The following is a 12,231-nucleotide window of genomic DNA, read 5'->3' as shown; positions in this document are numbered from 1 at the left end:
GGCTTTGAAGTCACCAAAGTATTTAGTGATCGCTGCCGTCAGGGTGGTTTTACCGTGGTCAACGTGGCCGATCGTGCCGATGTTCACGTGCGGTTTCGAACGCTCAAACTTTTCCTTAGCCATATCGAGGCGCCTCTTGGATTGAAGGGGCCTGCATGCGGCCCGAAATTAACATCGCGGGCTAGGTAGTGGCTTCGAGCGGAAAAATCAAGCGTCAGTTGCTATTTGTCGCCTGTTCGGCGGCTTCTTCTGCGGCCTCGGGCGCCAGAACTTCGAGCGCGGCCTTCGCCTCGTCGGCATCCGAACTGTCGGAGGCAATCGGCTCGATGCCGAACCACTGGCCGTTTTCCTGCAACCAGCGCTCAACTTTGAGGGCGGCATTGCGGCTCAGAATCTCGAGCTGTTCCTCTTTTGTGCGCGCAATACCCGACCCGACGAGCGTCGCGCCAGAAGCGCCTTCGAACACGGTCAACAGCTTGGGCTTTTCCGTCAGCTTCACACCTTTCGAATCGTCCCAGATGTTGACCGACAGCACGAGCACGGATTTCGGCGTGAACAGAACCGGGATGCCGGGCGCGGCAAGGCCATAGGCATCGACCTTGATCCCGATGTGATAGAGCTTGTCGCCATCGTACCGCCCAAAGCGCGCCTGCATCGCGTCCTTGATCGCGGCTTCGATATTTTCCTCGCTCTCAGTGCGAGAAAATGGAGCTTTCGTCGCATCCGTGGCCACAACGACATTGTGCCCAAAGGCGAAATCCCCGAGGTCCACCAAAGGCGTATCCTCCGTAATGACCTTCGCATCACTACAGGCCGTCAGAGCCAAAAGGGACAGACCAAAGACAGCGCGACGCGTAAATGACAGCACGGGGGGAGACCTCCTGAATTTTCGGTTCCCTAGGGGTAGCGGCAAACGGCGGGCGGTGCAACGCCATGACTTCGACATGACTTAGTCGCAGATCGCACGCAGATCTGACCAGGCCGCCTCCGAGAGAATCGGCTGTGTGTCCTGATCAAAACCAACAGCGGCGGCATGGGCGCGATCCACCCGGTCGCCCAGTTTGGGGTGAGACGCCAGATGCGAGGCGAGGCCTTCGCTGTCGCCGTACTTCTCTTTGAGCCGTTCGAACAAAGGCGCAAGCGCGCCGGGCGACACGCCGACTTTCGGCAAAAGCGCATGGGCATAGGCGTCGGCGGCACTTTCGGCCTCTTGGCTATATTGCGCATTCACCAGTTGGTTGACGCCCAAAAGCACCACCGTGCCGCCGGCAAAATCGCCAAAAACCAGAGACAAAACCCCAAAGGTCCCCACCCCGCGCAGGGCGTGTCGCGTGGGGTCGCGATGGGCGACGTGGCCAATTTCATGCGCGATGACGGCGGCGACCTCATCGGGACCACCGGCCTCGTCGATCAGCCCGCGCATCACGACGATCCGACCGCCCGGCAAAGCAAAGGCATTGACCATATCGAAATCGAGCACCGTGAGGCGCACAGCCTCCGGGGCCAGATCGGACGCGCCAATCAGTGCCTCCTGCATCTGCGTCAAAGCCTCAAATCCTGCGTCATTCGTGCATTCGCGGATCGGAATATAGTCGTTTTGCGAAAAGCTTTCGCGGATGCGCTCATAGGTCTTGTCGCCCAGCGCGCGCTCGCCTTCGACCGGCAAACGCATGGCCAGTTGATCGGCAATCGCCGGAATCAGCACGAAGACGATCAAGAGAACAGAGGCCACAGCCCCCGTGATCAACCCGGCGATGCGGCCTTTTCCGGTCACCGGCGCGCGGCGCGTCAGGTTCGGCGCGGCGGCTTTGATCTCGGACAACAGCACGCCATCGCGCACATAAAGCCGCGCGGTAGGAGACATCACAGTGGTGAAGACCCCCATCGACACCTTGCCCCAGCGCAGTTTGTGCTGTCCCTCAACATGGCGCAGTTGCGACAGTGGCCAGCTCACGCACAGGGTTTCACCGGACACGACCTTGCCCCAAATGTCCTCGCGGGGCTCACCAAGATAGCGCACTTCAAGCACGCCCTCGCCCGGCGGCATCGTCACATAGGCATCATGGCACTTGGCCGTCTTGCCATCCACGAATTCACAGCGGACACCTTCGGGCGTCGCGGCCCAGGGATTTACTTGGGGGTTCATCGTCATATTGCCGCCCCCAGATCAAAGGCTTCGGCCATGCCCTCGGCCTGCCCTGCGTGGTCCCGATCACGTTGCTGGATCTGCGCCAGATGTTCGCCCCCCGTCAAAGACAGGGTCCGCGCATAGTGCCGCCAGGTCGGAAACAGCACAAAGGTCTGACGAAACACGGAAAAGAACAGAAGCGTCGCCATATAGAGGAACAGCGCAAAGGCCACGGTCAGCCCGGCAGACGGCAGGCCGTCACCATCCCCGGCGGTCCCTTCGCTCACCGCGCCCGAGGCAAACACCCCGAAATCCGCAAGCCCCGGATAGAACAGGATCAAAAGGCCAGAAGCCGCCGCGCCGACGACCAGCATCGCCAGCCCCGTGCAAATATTGGTCAAAAGATAGCCGCCGATGTTGATCCCCAAAACCCGCGGAAACGACAGGCGCGAGATCAGCCCAACACCGCCCGCCGTCTTATGATTGGCGAGATAGCGCAGGGCAACGACCCGGTAGCGCAGATAGAAAAACAGCGCGATCAGGATCAGCAGCGGCACGAAAGCCAAAAGACCAAAAAATTCGCCCCCAGCATCGAACCCATTGTCTTTCTCACCCACCGCGAAACTTTGAGCAACAGCATAAGAGACCATACCCAGCCCAAGCCACAGACACATAAGCGTCGGCAAAAACGACTTCGCCAGACCGGTCCATTTGCCGCCTTGGTGCATCCGCTGGTCGCCGAAAAACGTCCGGTCCGTGCGGAACTTTTCCAGCTTGAAGGTCATGCGCGGCCAAAGAAACCCAAGCGTGATCAGCGTCAGAAACAGATGCCCCATCGCAACCATCGCATATTTCCCCGCCGCCGGTTCAAGCCCAAAGCGAATGCCGCGCCAGCGGGTGCGGGCATAGACATAGCGTTTGGCCCGGTACGAGGCGAAATAGATCAGCGGCAAGGCAATGACGGCGGCCACGAGATAGGCCTCGACCTCATCTTGGAACACCGCATAGGAGGCATAGACCAGCCCAAGCGCCAGCACACCGATCAGGAGCGCCAGCATCACAAGCGCGATGAGAAATCCGGTGAATTTCTCGATCCCCTTGCCGACATATTCCAAAGGCGTGCCGTCCGGGCGCACAGCGGACCAGAAATGCCGCCGGAGCCGGGTCTTCATCCAGAACCGATAAAAGCCAAGCGTCAGAACGGACAGCGTGGCGGTCCACAAAGACAGGCTCAAAATCGGCCCGACCCGACCCTCGAATTCGGTTTTCAAAAGCTGCGCCACATGTCCCCCACACACCACTCACGACGGTTCCCCGCCAGACAAACAGAGACCGATTAAAATCAGCTGAATTTATTGTCCCGCGGGAAGCCATGCGGCGGCTGTTTACCCACGCCTGCACGTTTCCCGAGCCATTGCGTCAGATCTTTTTCCGTCCGCGTGTTGCCACCGCCCATGGTCCAGCTCAGGCCGTCTTCCCAATTGAAAGTGGTCAGATCGGACAATCCGCCATCGAGTTCCAGCATGCCTTGGGCGCCGCGCGCCTGGTTGTATTTCTGCAACCGGACACCTTTGCCCCGGCCCAGTTCGGGCACCTCGGCGAGCGGGAAGACAAGGAAGCGACGGTTCTGCGACATGATCGCCACATGATCGCCGGCAATCCGGTGCACGATCACGGCTTTCTCGTCGTCCTTGACGTTCAGCACCTGCTTGCCGGACCGCGTCTGAGCGACGATGTCTTTTTCCGCGATCTGGAAGCCGTTGCCCGCATTCGACGCCACCAAAAGACGCCCCTCGGGATCGTGTTTGAAGATGTCGACGATCTCCACCTCATTGGGCAGATCGACCATCAGCCGGACCGGCTCGCCCATTCCCCGCCCACCGGGCAGGTTGGCCGCAGACAGCGTGTAGAACCGTCCGTTCGACCCCATCACAATCAGCTTGTCCGTGGTCTCGGCATGGAAGGTGAAGCGTGGTCCGTCGCCGTCCTTGAACTTCAGCTCGCGGGTCAGGTCAATGTGCCCCGACATGGCGCGGATCCAACCCATTTGCGACAAGACGACGGTGATCGGCTCGCGTTCGATCATCGCTTCCAGCGGCACGTCCTCGACCTCGGTGGCCTCGGCAAATTGCGTCAGACGCGCGCCGCGCGGGCCGTAGTCTTTGCCGAACTTCTTCTTGGTCTCTTTCAACTCATCAGAAATCCGAACCCATTGCAGCTCTTCAGATCCCAAAAGCTCTACAAGCCCGGCCTTCTCTTCCAAGAGGGCATCGCGTTCGCGGATCAGCTCGATCTCTTCAAGACGACGCAAGGACCGCAGCCGCATGTTGAGGATCGCCTCGGCCTGCACCTCGGTCAATTCGCCTTGGCCTTCGGGCGCGGGCAGCGGACTGACGTAGTCTTTTTCCGTCATCGCACGCGGCACGTCGCGGCCCCAAATCTCCGCCATCAAGGCAGCTTTCGGGTCGTCGTCGTAGCGGATGATGTCGATCACGCGGTCCAAATTCAGAAACGCGATGATGAAACCTTCGAGCACCTCGAGACGGTGGTCGATTTTCTCCAACCGGTGCTGCGAGCGGCGTTGCAACACAACACGACGGTGATCGAGCCAGGCACGCAGCACCTCTTTGAGCGAACACACCTTCGGCGTCCGCCCGTCGATCAACACGTTCATGTTCAAGGAGAACCGCGTTTCCAGATCGGAGTTGCGGAACAGCGTGTTCATCAACACATCCGGGTCGACGTTTTTCGACTTGGGCTCAAGGATCACGCGAATGTCCTCGGCGCTCTCGTCGCGCACATCGGCCAGAATCGGCACCTTTTTGGTCTGGATCAGCTCGGCGAGTTTTTCGATCAGTTTCGATTTCTGAACCTGATAGGGAATCTCGGTGACGACGATCTGCCACACACCGCGGCCCAGATCCTCGACCTCCCATTTCGCCCGCAGACGGAAAGAACCGCGGCCCGTGGCATAGGTTTTCGCCATGCTTTCGCGCGGCTCGACGATGATGCCGCCCGTCGGGAAATCCGGGCCTTTGACGTAGTTCAAAAGGGTCTCGTCGCGCACATCCGGCGTCTTGATCATATGCAGCGAAGCATCGATCAGTTCGCCGATGTTGTGCGGCGGGATGTTCGTCGCCATGCCGACCGCGATGCCCGACGAACCATTGGCCAAGAGGTTCGGGAAGGCGGCGGGCAACACCTCCGGCTCGCGCAGCGTGCCGTCGTAGTTGTCACGGTAATCGACCGCATCCTCATTAAGACCTTCGAGCAAAGCCTCGGCCGCAATCGTCATCCGCGCCTCGGTGTAGCGCGAGGCCGCCGGGTTATCGCCGTCGATGTTGCCAAAGTTCCCCTGACCGTCGACCAGCGGATAGCGGACGTTGAAATCCTGCGCCAAACGCGCCATCGCATCGTAAATCGCGGCGTCGCCATGCGGGTGATAGTTGCCCATCACGTCGCCGGAGATTTTCGCGGATTTGCGGAACCCCCCGGTTGCGGACAGCCGAAGCTCACGCATCGCATAGAGGATGCGTCGGTGCACGGGCTTCAACCCGTCGCGCGCATCCGGCAGCGCCCGGTGCATGATCGTCGAGAGCGCATATTGCAAATAACGCTCACCGATCGCACGGCGCAAAGGTTCAAAGGTCTCGCCCAGAGGCGCGCCTTCGTTTTCGGGATCTTGGGTCAAATCACTGCTCATAGGGAGCATGAATAACCGCCCGCCTCGCCCCCGGCAAGCGCCCCTCTCACAGGATTTTGTCCCCAGAGCGCCCGAAGGTGATCAAATTCTAGGTGGAGTTTTGGAACAAGTTTCCCCGTCAAGAGTTGAAGAATCGGTTATAATAGAACGCGTAACGATATTCGGGGGTGTGTTATGCTGCGTCTTTTGGCGATGACTTCTGTTGGCCTATGGGCCTCTTTCATGGTGTTTGGGCGGGATTTGAGCCCGGAGGAACAGGCCGTGCTCGATCTGCGCCGCGCCGAGAAAATCTCTGTGTTTTCCGGGCTGTCCGATAGCTTCTCCGCAGCCTTCGGAACGGACGCGAAACGTCAAGGCGCCTATGTCCCGACCTTGGCTGAGTTGAACGCCCAACGCACCGTGGCTCCGACATCTGCGCCTTCTCATGACACTGGCCTCGTGCAACTGGCCAGCGCCCAGATCGGCACGCCCGACATCACACCCACCAGCGCCACCACGACCGTCGCACATCCCGAAAAAATGGCCGCCCTGCTGGTCGATCCCGTGATGGACCCGACCGAAGCCGCGTCTGACATGATCCTGCGCGAAGTCACCGCAGCCCGTGTCAACGTGCGTTCCGGCCCCTCCACCGCCAATCCGGTGATGGGTCAGGTCGTGCGAACCGAGATTGTCCGCGTCATCTCTCCCGAAGAAAACGGCTGGGTCAAAATCTCCGTCGAGGGCGACGGGGTCGAAGGCTATATGGCCGCCCGCTTTTTGGCCGATGTTTCTCACTAAGAGTGAATTTTGCGATCTCGCCTGATTGGTGGATTCCCTCGTCGTCGATCATGCGATAAGCCTTTCCCGATCCTCTCGGGAAAGGCTTTTTTCATGCGCTCCATCCTCATCACCGGCTGCTCCTCGGGCATCGGCTATCATGCCGCTCATGCCTTGCAAAAAGAGGGCTGGCGGGTCTTTGCGACCTGTCGACAAGAGGCGGATGCAGAGCGGTTAAGGGCGGAAGGTCTGGAAAGCTTTCGCCTCGATTACGAGGACCCGGCCTCCATCGCCACCGCCTTTGACGAGGCCTTGTCGCGCACCGGCGGCACGTTGGACGCGCTCTTTAACAATGGCGCCTATGCGATCCCTGCGCTGGTCGAGGACCTGCCTGTCGCCGCGCTGCGCCAGAATTTCGAGGCCAATCTCTTTGGCTGGCACGACCTGACGCAACGCGCCATCAAGGTGATGCGCCAACAGGGGATCAACGGCCAAGGCCGCATCGTGCAATGTTCCTCCGTCATGGGGTTCATCACCACCAAATTTCGCGGCTCCTATGCGGCGACAAAACATGCGCTTGAGGCGCTCTCGACCGCCGCACGGCTGGAACTGCGCGACACGGATATTCATGTCTCGATCATTCAACCCGGCCCCATCGCAACCGATTTCCGCCTGAATTCGCGCAAGAATTTCGACCGCTGGATCGACTGGGAAGGTAGCGATCAATCGCCGCGCTATCGCCCCGTGGTGGATCGCCTCTATGCGACCGACAAATCCCCCGATCCTTTTGAGCTGCAATGCGATGCCGTGACCGCCAAACTTCGCCGCGCACTCAATAGCCCGCACCCGAAAGCCCGCTATCACGTCACGAAGGTGACCACATTCTCCGCGCTCGCCCTGCGGTTTTTGCCCGCGCGCGCCAGCGAATGGATGATGGCAAAGGGCTGACGCCCGGATTCGCGACTTGGGTCGCGGATATAAAAGCGCTATCACAGTCACATCATTCCTAGGGAGGAAATGCACATGTCCGATCCGTTTCTCTATGTCATTGGCGCGGCGTGCCTCCTCGTCCTCGTCATTCTCGCGCTCGGCATCGGCCAGTTCGGGCGCGGCGGCGCCGAAGGAGCGAAACGCTCGAACAAACTCATGCAGGCCCGCATTCTCGCCCAATTGGGCGCGGTGATCCTCGTGGTCATCTTCGTGGCGCTGCGCAAATCGGGGAACTGACATGGTTGTTTTGAACAAGATCTACACCCGCACCGGCGACAGTGGCGAAACCTCTCTGTCGGATCTCTCGCGCACTCCGAAATACGCTACACGTGTCGAGGCCTACGGCACGGTAGATGAGGTCAACGCCACTTTGGGCCTCGCGCGCCTTCATGCCGAGGGCGAGGTGGACGCAGCGCTCTCGCGCATACAAAACGATCTCTTCGACTTGGGCGCCGATCTGTCGCGTCCGAATTTGGACAAGGATGATGAGGCGGGCTACCCGGTGCTGCGCACCGTGCCCTCGCAGATCGAGCGCCTCGAGGCAGAGATCGACGCGATGACTGCCGTCTTGGAACCGCTCCGAAGCTTTATCCTGCCTGCTGGCACGGCGCTGTCCGCGCATCTTCACATGGGCCGCACAGTTGCGCGCCGCGCCGAACGGCTGGCCGTCGCGCTGAATGCCGAAGAATCGGGGGACGTGAACCCGGCGGCGATCAAATATCTCAACCGGCTCTCGGATTGGCTTTTCTGTGCCGCCCGCATGGCCAATGACGACGGCAAAGCCGATGTGCTCTGGGTGCCGGGCGCCAATCGCTAGGCCTGCGCGCATGGCAAAAACACCGGAACGCGGCGGCGGATGTTCTCTCAAACGCTGCGTCTTTGGGACGAAACGCGACGTTTTGGGGGTGTTTTCTGCGTCCGCAAACGGGTAATCACATCAGCGGAGAGCTTGAGCGCCCCCCAAAACTTTGGGCGGCACAGTCATAAGGGAGTTTACGCCTATGAAGGTTTTGGTACCTGTCAAACGGGTGATTGACTACAACGTGAAGGTCAAGGTTAAGGCCGACGGCACGGGTGTCGATCTTGCCAATGTGAAGATGTCGATGAACCCGTTCGACGAGATTTCGGTCGAAGCGGCCATTCGTCTCAAGGAGGCTGGTGTGGCCTCTGAGGTGGTTGTGGTGTCCATCGGCGAAAAGAAATCCGTCGACACGATCCGCAACGCGTTGGCCATGGGCGCCGATCGCGGCATCCTGATCGAAGAGGATCAGGGCGTCGACATTGAGCCGCTCGCAGTGGCGAAAATCCTCGCCAAAGTGGTCGAAGAGGAAGCCCCCGAGCTGGTGATCCTCGGCAAGCAAGCCATCGACAACGACATGAACGCGACGGGCCAGATGCTTGCTGCCCTTCTCGGGTGGGGTCAGGCGACCTTTGCTTCCGAGATGGAAATTGCGGACGGCAAAGCCGTGGTGACCCGCGAAGTGGACGGCGGTCTTCAGACCATTTCCACAGCACTTCCGGCCATCGTGACGACCGATTTGCGCCTCAACGAGCCGCGCTACGCCTCGCTGCCGAACATCATGAAGGCGAAGAAAAAGCCGCTCGATGAGAAAACCGCCGCCGATTACGGCGTCGACACCTCCCCGCGTCTCACGGTGGTCACCACCGAAGAGCCCGCCGCGCGCGAAGCCGGGATCAAGGTCGGTTCCGTCGATGAACTTGTCGCGAAACTCAAAGAGGGAGGTCTGGTCTGATGGCTGTTCTGCTTCTCGCCGAAGTCGCGGGCGGTGCGCTCGCTGTTGATGCCACCGCCAAGGCGGCCACCGCTGGTGCCAAACTGGGCGATGTGACCGTGCTCGTCTGTGGCCCCGCCGCCGCAGGGGACGAGGCCGCGAAACTCGATGGCGTGTCCAAGGTTCTGGTCGCGGATGACGCGGCCTATGCCAACGGTCTGGCCGAAAACCTCGCCGATCTGATCGTGTCTCTTGCGGGCGATTATTCCCACATCATCGCGCCCGCGACGACCACCGGCAAAAACGTTCTGCCGCGCGTGGCCGCGCTTTTGGACGTGATGGTGATCTCGGACGTGACCGAGGTTGTCGACGCCGACACGTTCAAACGTCCGGTCTATGCGGGCAACGCGGTGCAGACCGTGAAATCCGCCGATGCGACGAAAGTCATCTCCTTCCGCACCTCGACTTTTGATGCCGCTGGCACCTCCGGGTCCGCCGCTGTCGAGGCCGTGTCGGGCGCGGGCGACAAGGGCCTTTCGGCCTTCGTCGAGGACAAGGTGGTCGAAAGCGACCGTCCGGAATTGACGTCGGCCAAGGTCATCGTCTCGGGTGGCCGGGGTGTCGGCTCCGAGGAGAGCTTTGGCATCATCGAAGCGCTGGCGGACAAGCTTGGCGCCGCTGTCGGCGCGTCGCGCGCTGCGGTGGATTCGGGCTATGCGCCCAACGACATGCAGGTCGGCCAGACCGGCAAAGTTGTGGCGCCTGAGCTCTACATCGCCTGCGGCATCTCCGGTGCGATCCAGCACCTCGCCGGCATGAAGGACTCGAAAGTGATCGTCGCGATCAACAAGGACGAAGAAGCCCCGATCTTCCAGGTCGCCGACTTCGGCCTCGTCGCAGACCTCTTCGACGCCGTCCCGGAATTGACCGAAAAACTCTGAGACATCTCAGGTATGAAACACGAAAGGCCCGCCAGAACGGCGGGCCTTTTGCTGTCCGGCTTGCGTTAAAGATAAGGCGCAAGCGCATCCTGAAGAGCTTTGGCGGCTTTCGCATGGGCAATCGGGCCCAGCATTTCCCGCGCGGCAGGAGCGTCGAGATCGGAATAGACCATCATCTCGTAGCCCGCGTCGATCTCGTCTTGGCTCACGACCACCTCGACCACATCTTTAACCAAAGGCCGAATTTCCTCGATCATCTCGCGGTTCACAAAGAGCGGATCGCCCTCGATCGCGTCACAGGCGGCCTCGTCATCCGGGGAATGGCCGGAGAGCCACAACAGCACGACATCGCCTTGCAATTTGTTGGCCATGGTCCGCATCCGCGCCACCCAAGCATCGCGCAGCTCTTGGCGCACCATGACGAATTTTTCCTCCGACGTGACCTCCAAGGTTTGCAGCAGATGCCGCGTGAAGTTGAAATCGGTAAAGTCGATCTCGCGATAGATCGTCCGCAACAGGGTCGAGGCGCGCAAGAAACGGTCATTGCGACGCGGGTGCACCGCATAGAACCGGTTCGACATGTTTTGCGCGCCGGGCATCTGCAGCACCGTCACCTTGGCCTTTTTGCAGATATCCGCCACGGTTTCATCATTCAGAAACACATCCACGCCGCCATTCACACAGCCGAGGTTGAGCGTCGTAGCCCCCAATCCGGCCTCGGTGAGCGCCGGAAACGGCACGTCGACGAATTTCCCGTATGTTTCCGTCCCCCCCAGGAAAGCCACATACGGATCGTCGAGATTTTTTTGCGGTCCGCGGAACAGAAGTTTCGATTTGCCGTACCGGCACGGCGTATAGTTTAACGAGCCTTCGCCCATATTTTGGTAAGCCATGTGTCCACCCACTGGTTCTTAAATTTCACCCGACACAGAGAGTCGCAGACACAGGTTTCGAAATCGCTAAATCGCCAATTCATTAAAAATTTTATAGGTCAGCGCCCCTGTCTTGCCCCTTGAACCCGGCGGGATGTGGCGCGTAAACTTCATACAAATTTGTCCAAGGAGAGTGCGGATGGAGATCAAGAAAGTCGGTATCGTCGGCGCCGGTCAGATGGGCAACGGCATCGCGCATGTCTTCGCTTTGGCGGGCTATGATGTGGTGGTGAACGACATCGCGCAAGACGCCTTGGACAAGGGCATTGTCACGGTCACGCGCAATCTCGACCGTCAGGTGTCGCGCGAGAAAATCTCAGAAAATGAACGGGATGCGGCGCTTGCGCGGATTTCCACCACGCTCAACCTCGAAGAGCTGGGCCAGACCGATCTGGTGATCGAGGCGGCGACCGAGCGCGAAGACGTCAAGAACGCGATTTTCGAACGTCTCCTGCCACACCTCAAACCCGAAACGATCCTGACCTCGAACACCTCGTCCATCTCGATCACCCGGCTTGCGTCGCGCACGGATCGGCCAGAAAAATTCATGGGCTTTCACTTCATGAATCCGGTGCCGGTGATGAAGCTCGTCGAACTTATTCGCGGCATCGCCACCGATGAGGCAACCTACAAGACGCTTTTGGGCGTGGTCGAATCACTCGATAAAACCGCCGCCAGCGCCGAGGATTTCCCGGCTTTCATCGTGAACCGCATCCTGATGCCGATGATCAACGAGGCGGTCTATACGCTCTATGAGGGCGTCGGATCGGTCAAATCCATCGACGAGTCGATGAAGCTGGGCGCGAACCATCCGATGGGGCCGCTGGAGTTGGCCGATTTCATCGGGCTCGACACCTGTCTGGCGATCATGAACGTTCTGCACGATGGCTTGGCCGACACAAAATACCGGCCCTGCCCGCTTTTGACGAAATATGTCGAGGCCGGGTGGCTCGGCCGCAAGACCCAGCGGGGCTTTTACGATTACCGGGGCGAAACACCTGTGCCGACGCGCTAAATCAGGCGCATCAGGATATAAAGAAGGGGCCGC

13 protein-coding genes are annotated in these 12,231 nt (G+C 59.9%); 7 read left to right on the top strand and 6 right to left on the bottom strand.

Going from position 1 to position 12,231, the window contains the following annotated elements; all coding sequences use genetic code 11:
- The 5 genes from ACN0X0_RS14185 to ACN0X0_RS14165 all read right to left on the bottom strand — a co-directional run.
- On the bottom strand, positions 1-123 hold a 123-nt coding region (locus ACN0X0_RS14185), incomplete at its 3' end, for a GTP-binding protein (RefSeq protein ID WP_417279678.1).
- Between the two features lie 91 nt (positions 124-214).
- A complete protein-coding gene (locus ACN0X0_RS14180; RefSeq protein WP_417279675.1) occupies positions 215-868 on the bottom strand; it encodes a hypothetical protein in 654 nt (217 codons plus the stop codon).
- Between the two features lie 81 nt (positions 869-949).
- The gene (locus tag ACN0X0_RS14175; protein WP_417279674.1) at positions 950-2,152 is read right to left on the bottom strand and encodes a M48 family metallopeptidase; all 1,203 of its coding nucleotides are present in this window, start codon (positions 2,150-2,152) and stop codon (positions 950-952) included.
- A complete protein-coding gene (locus tag ACN0X0_RS14170) occupies positions 2,149-3,411 on the bottom strand; it encodes a YjgN family protein (protein ID WP_417279673.1) in 1,263 nt (420 codons plus the stop codon). Before ACN0X0_RS14170 ends, ACN0X0_RS14175 begins: the two co-directional genes overlap by 4 nt.
- A gap of 59 nt (positions 3,412-3,470) precedes the next feature.
- Complete coding sequence (locus ACN0X0_RS14165; protein WP_417279677.1) at positions 3,471-5,831, bottom strand: DNA topoisomerase IV subunit A; 2,361 nt, start codon at positions 5,829-5,831, stop codon at positions 3,471-3,473.
- A gap of 174 nt (positions 5,832-6,005) precedes the next feature.
- On the opposite strand from ACN0X0_RS14165, the gene ACN0X0_RS14160 reads away from it, so the two are divergent.
- The 6 genes from ACN0X0_RS14160 (at position 6,006) to ACN0X0_RS14135 (ending at position 10,251) form a co-directional block, all read left to right on the top strand.
- Complete coding sequence (locus ACN0X0_RS14160) at positions 6,006-6,608, top strand: SH3 domain-containing protein (RefSeq protein WP_417279672.1); 603 nt, start codon at positions 6,006-6,008, stop codon at positions 6,606-6,608.
- 93 nt (positions 6,609-6,701) lie between these two features.
- Positions 6,702-7,535: an SDR family NAD(P)-dependent oxidoreductase gene (locus ACN0X0_RS14155; RefSeq protein ID WP_417279671.1), complete on the top strand. Its 834-nt coding sequence runs from the start codon at positions 6,702-6,704 to the stop codon at positions 7,533-7,535.
- A gap of 75 nt (positions 7,536-7,610) precedes the next feature.
- Positions 7,611-7,814, top strand: coding sequence for a twin transmembrane helix small protein (locus ACN0X0_RS14150; protein ID WP_167600856.1), 204 nt, complete (start codon positions 7,611-7,613; stop codon positions 7,812-7,814).
- A 1-nt stretch (position 7,815) separates the two neighbouring features.
- Positions 7,816-8,394, top strand: a complete 579-nt coding sequence (locus tag ACN0X0_RS14145) for a cob(I)yrinic acid a,c-diamide adenosyltransferase (protein WP_417279670.1) — start codon at positions 7,816-7,818, stop codon at positions 8,392-8,394.
- Positions 8,395-8,578: 184 nt separating this feature from the next.
- On the top strand, positions 8,579-9,331 hold the full coding sequence (locus ACN0X0_RS14140; protein WP_417279669.1) for an electron transfer flavoprotein subunit beta/FixA family protein: 753 nt from the start codon (positions 8,579-8,581) through the stop codon (positions 9,329-9,331).
- On the top strand, positions 9,331-10,251 hold the full coding sequence (locus ACN0X0_RS14135) for an electron transfer flavoprotein subunit alpha/FixB family protein (protein ID WP_417279668.1): 921 nt from the start codon (positions 9,331-9,333) through the stop codon (positions 10,249-10,251). Before ACN0X0_RS14140 ends, ACN0X0_RS14135 begins: the two co-directional genes overlap by 1 nt.
- A 65-nt stretch (positions 10,252-10,316) precedes the next feature.
- On the opposite strand, the gene ACN0X0_RS14130 is transcribed toward ACN0X0_RS14135, so the two are convergent.
- The gene (locus ACN0X0_RS14130; protein WP_417279667.1) at positions 10,317-11,144 is read right to left on the bottom strand and encodes a DUF6473 family protein; all 828 of its coding nucleotides are present in this window, start codon (positions 11,142-11,144) and stop codon (positions 10,317-10,319) included.
- Positions 11,145-11,322: 178 nt separating this feature from the next.
- On the opposite strand from ACN0X0_RS14130, the gene ACN0X0_RS14125 reads away from it, so the two are divergent.
- A complete protein-coding gene (locus ACN0X0_RS14125) occupies positions 11,323-12,198 on the top strand; it encodes a 3-hydroxybutyryl-CoA dehydrogenase (protein WP_417263686.1) in 876 nt (291 codons plus the stop codon).
- Positions 12,199-12,231 lie beyond the last annotated feature (33 nt).

It is taken from the genome of Celeribacter sp. (genome assembly GCF_048270365.1).
GTDB lineage: Bacteria > Pseudomonadota > Alphaproteobacteria > Rhodobacterales > Rhodobacteraceae > Celeribacter.
The sequence above is the reverse complement of the archived record's forward strand: the minus strand, read 5'-3'. Positions and strand labels throughout refer to the sequence as shown.

Bases quoted from the DNA above. Each gene is read 5' to 3' on its own strand.
- ACN0X0_RS14175 (WP_417279674.1), bottom strand. From the start codon at position 2,152: ATGACGATGAACCCCCAAGTAAATCCCTGGGCCGCGACGCCCGAAGGT.
- ACN0X0_RS14165 (WP_417279677.1), bottom strand. From the start codon at position 5,831: ATGAGCAGTGATTTGACCCAAGATCCCGAAAACGAAGGCGCGCCTCTG.
- ACN0X0_RS14160 (WP_417279672.1), top strand. From the start codon at position 6,006: ATGCTGCGTCTTTTGGCGATGACTTCTGTTGGCCTATGGGCCTCTTTC.
- ACN0X0_RS14155 (WP_417279671.1), top strand. From the start codon at position 6,702: ATGCGCTCCATCCTCATCACCGGCTGCTCCTCGGGCATCGGCTATCAT.
- ACN0X0_RS14150 (WP_167600856.1), top strand. From the start codon at position 7,611: ATGTCCGATCCGTTTCTCTATGTCATTGGCGCGGCGTGCCTCCTCGTC.
- ACN0X0_RS14145 (WP_417279670.1), top strand. From the start codon at position 7,816: ATGGTTGTTTTGAACAAGATCTACACCCGCACCGGCGACAGTGGCGAA.
- ACN0X0_RS14140 (WP_417279669.1), top strand. From the start codon at position 8,579: ATGAAGGTTTTGGTACCTGTCAAACGGGTGATTGACTACAACGTGAAG.
- ACN0X0_RS14135 (WP_417279668.1), top strand. From the start codon at position 9,331: ATGGCTGTTCTGCTTCTCGCCGAAGTCGCGGGCGGTGCGCTCGCTGTT.
- ACN0X0_RS14130 (WP_417279667.1), bottom strand. From the start codon at position 11,144: ATGGCTTACCAAAATATGGGCGAAGGCTCGTTAAACTATACGCCGTGC.
- ACN0X0_RS14125 (WP_417263686.1), top strand. From the start codon at position 11,323: ATGGAGATCAAGAAAGTCGGTATCGTCGGCGCCGGTCAGATGGGCAAC.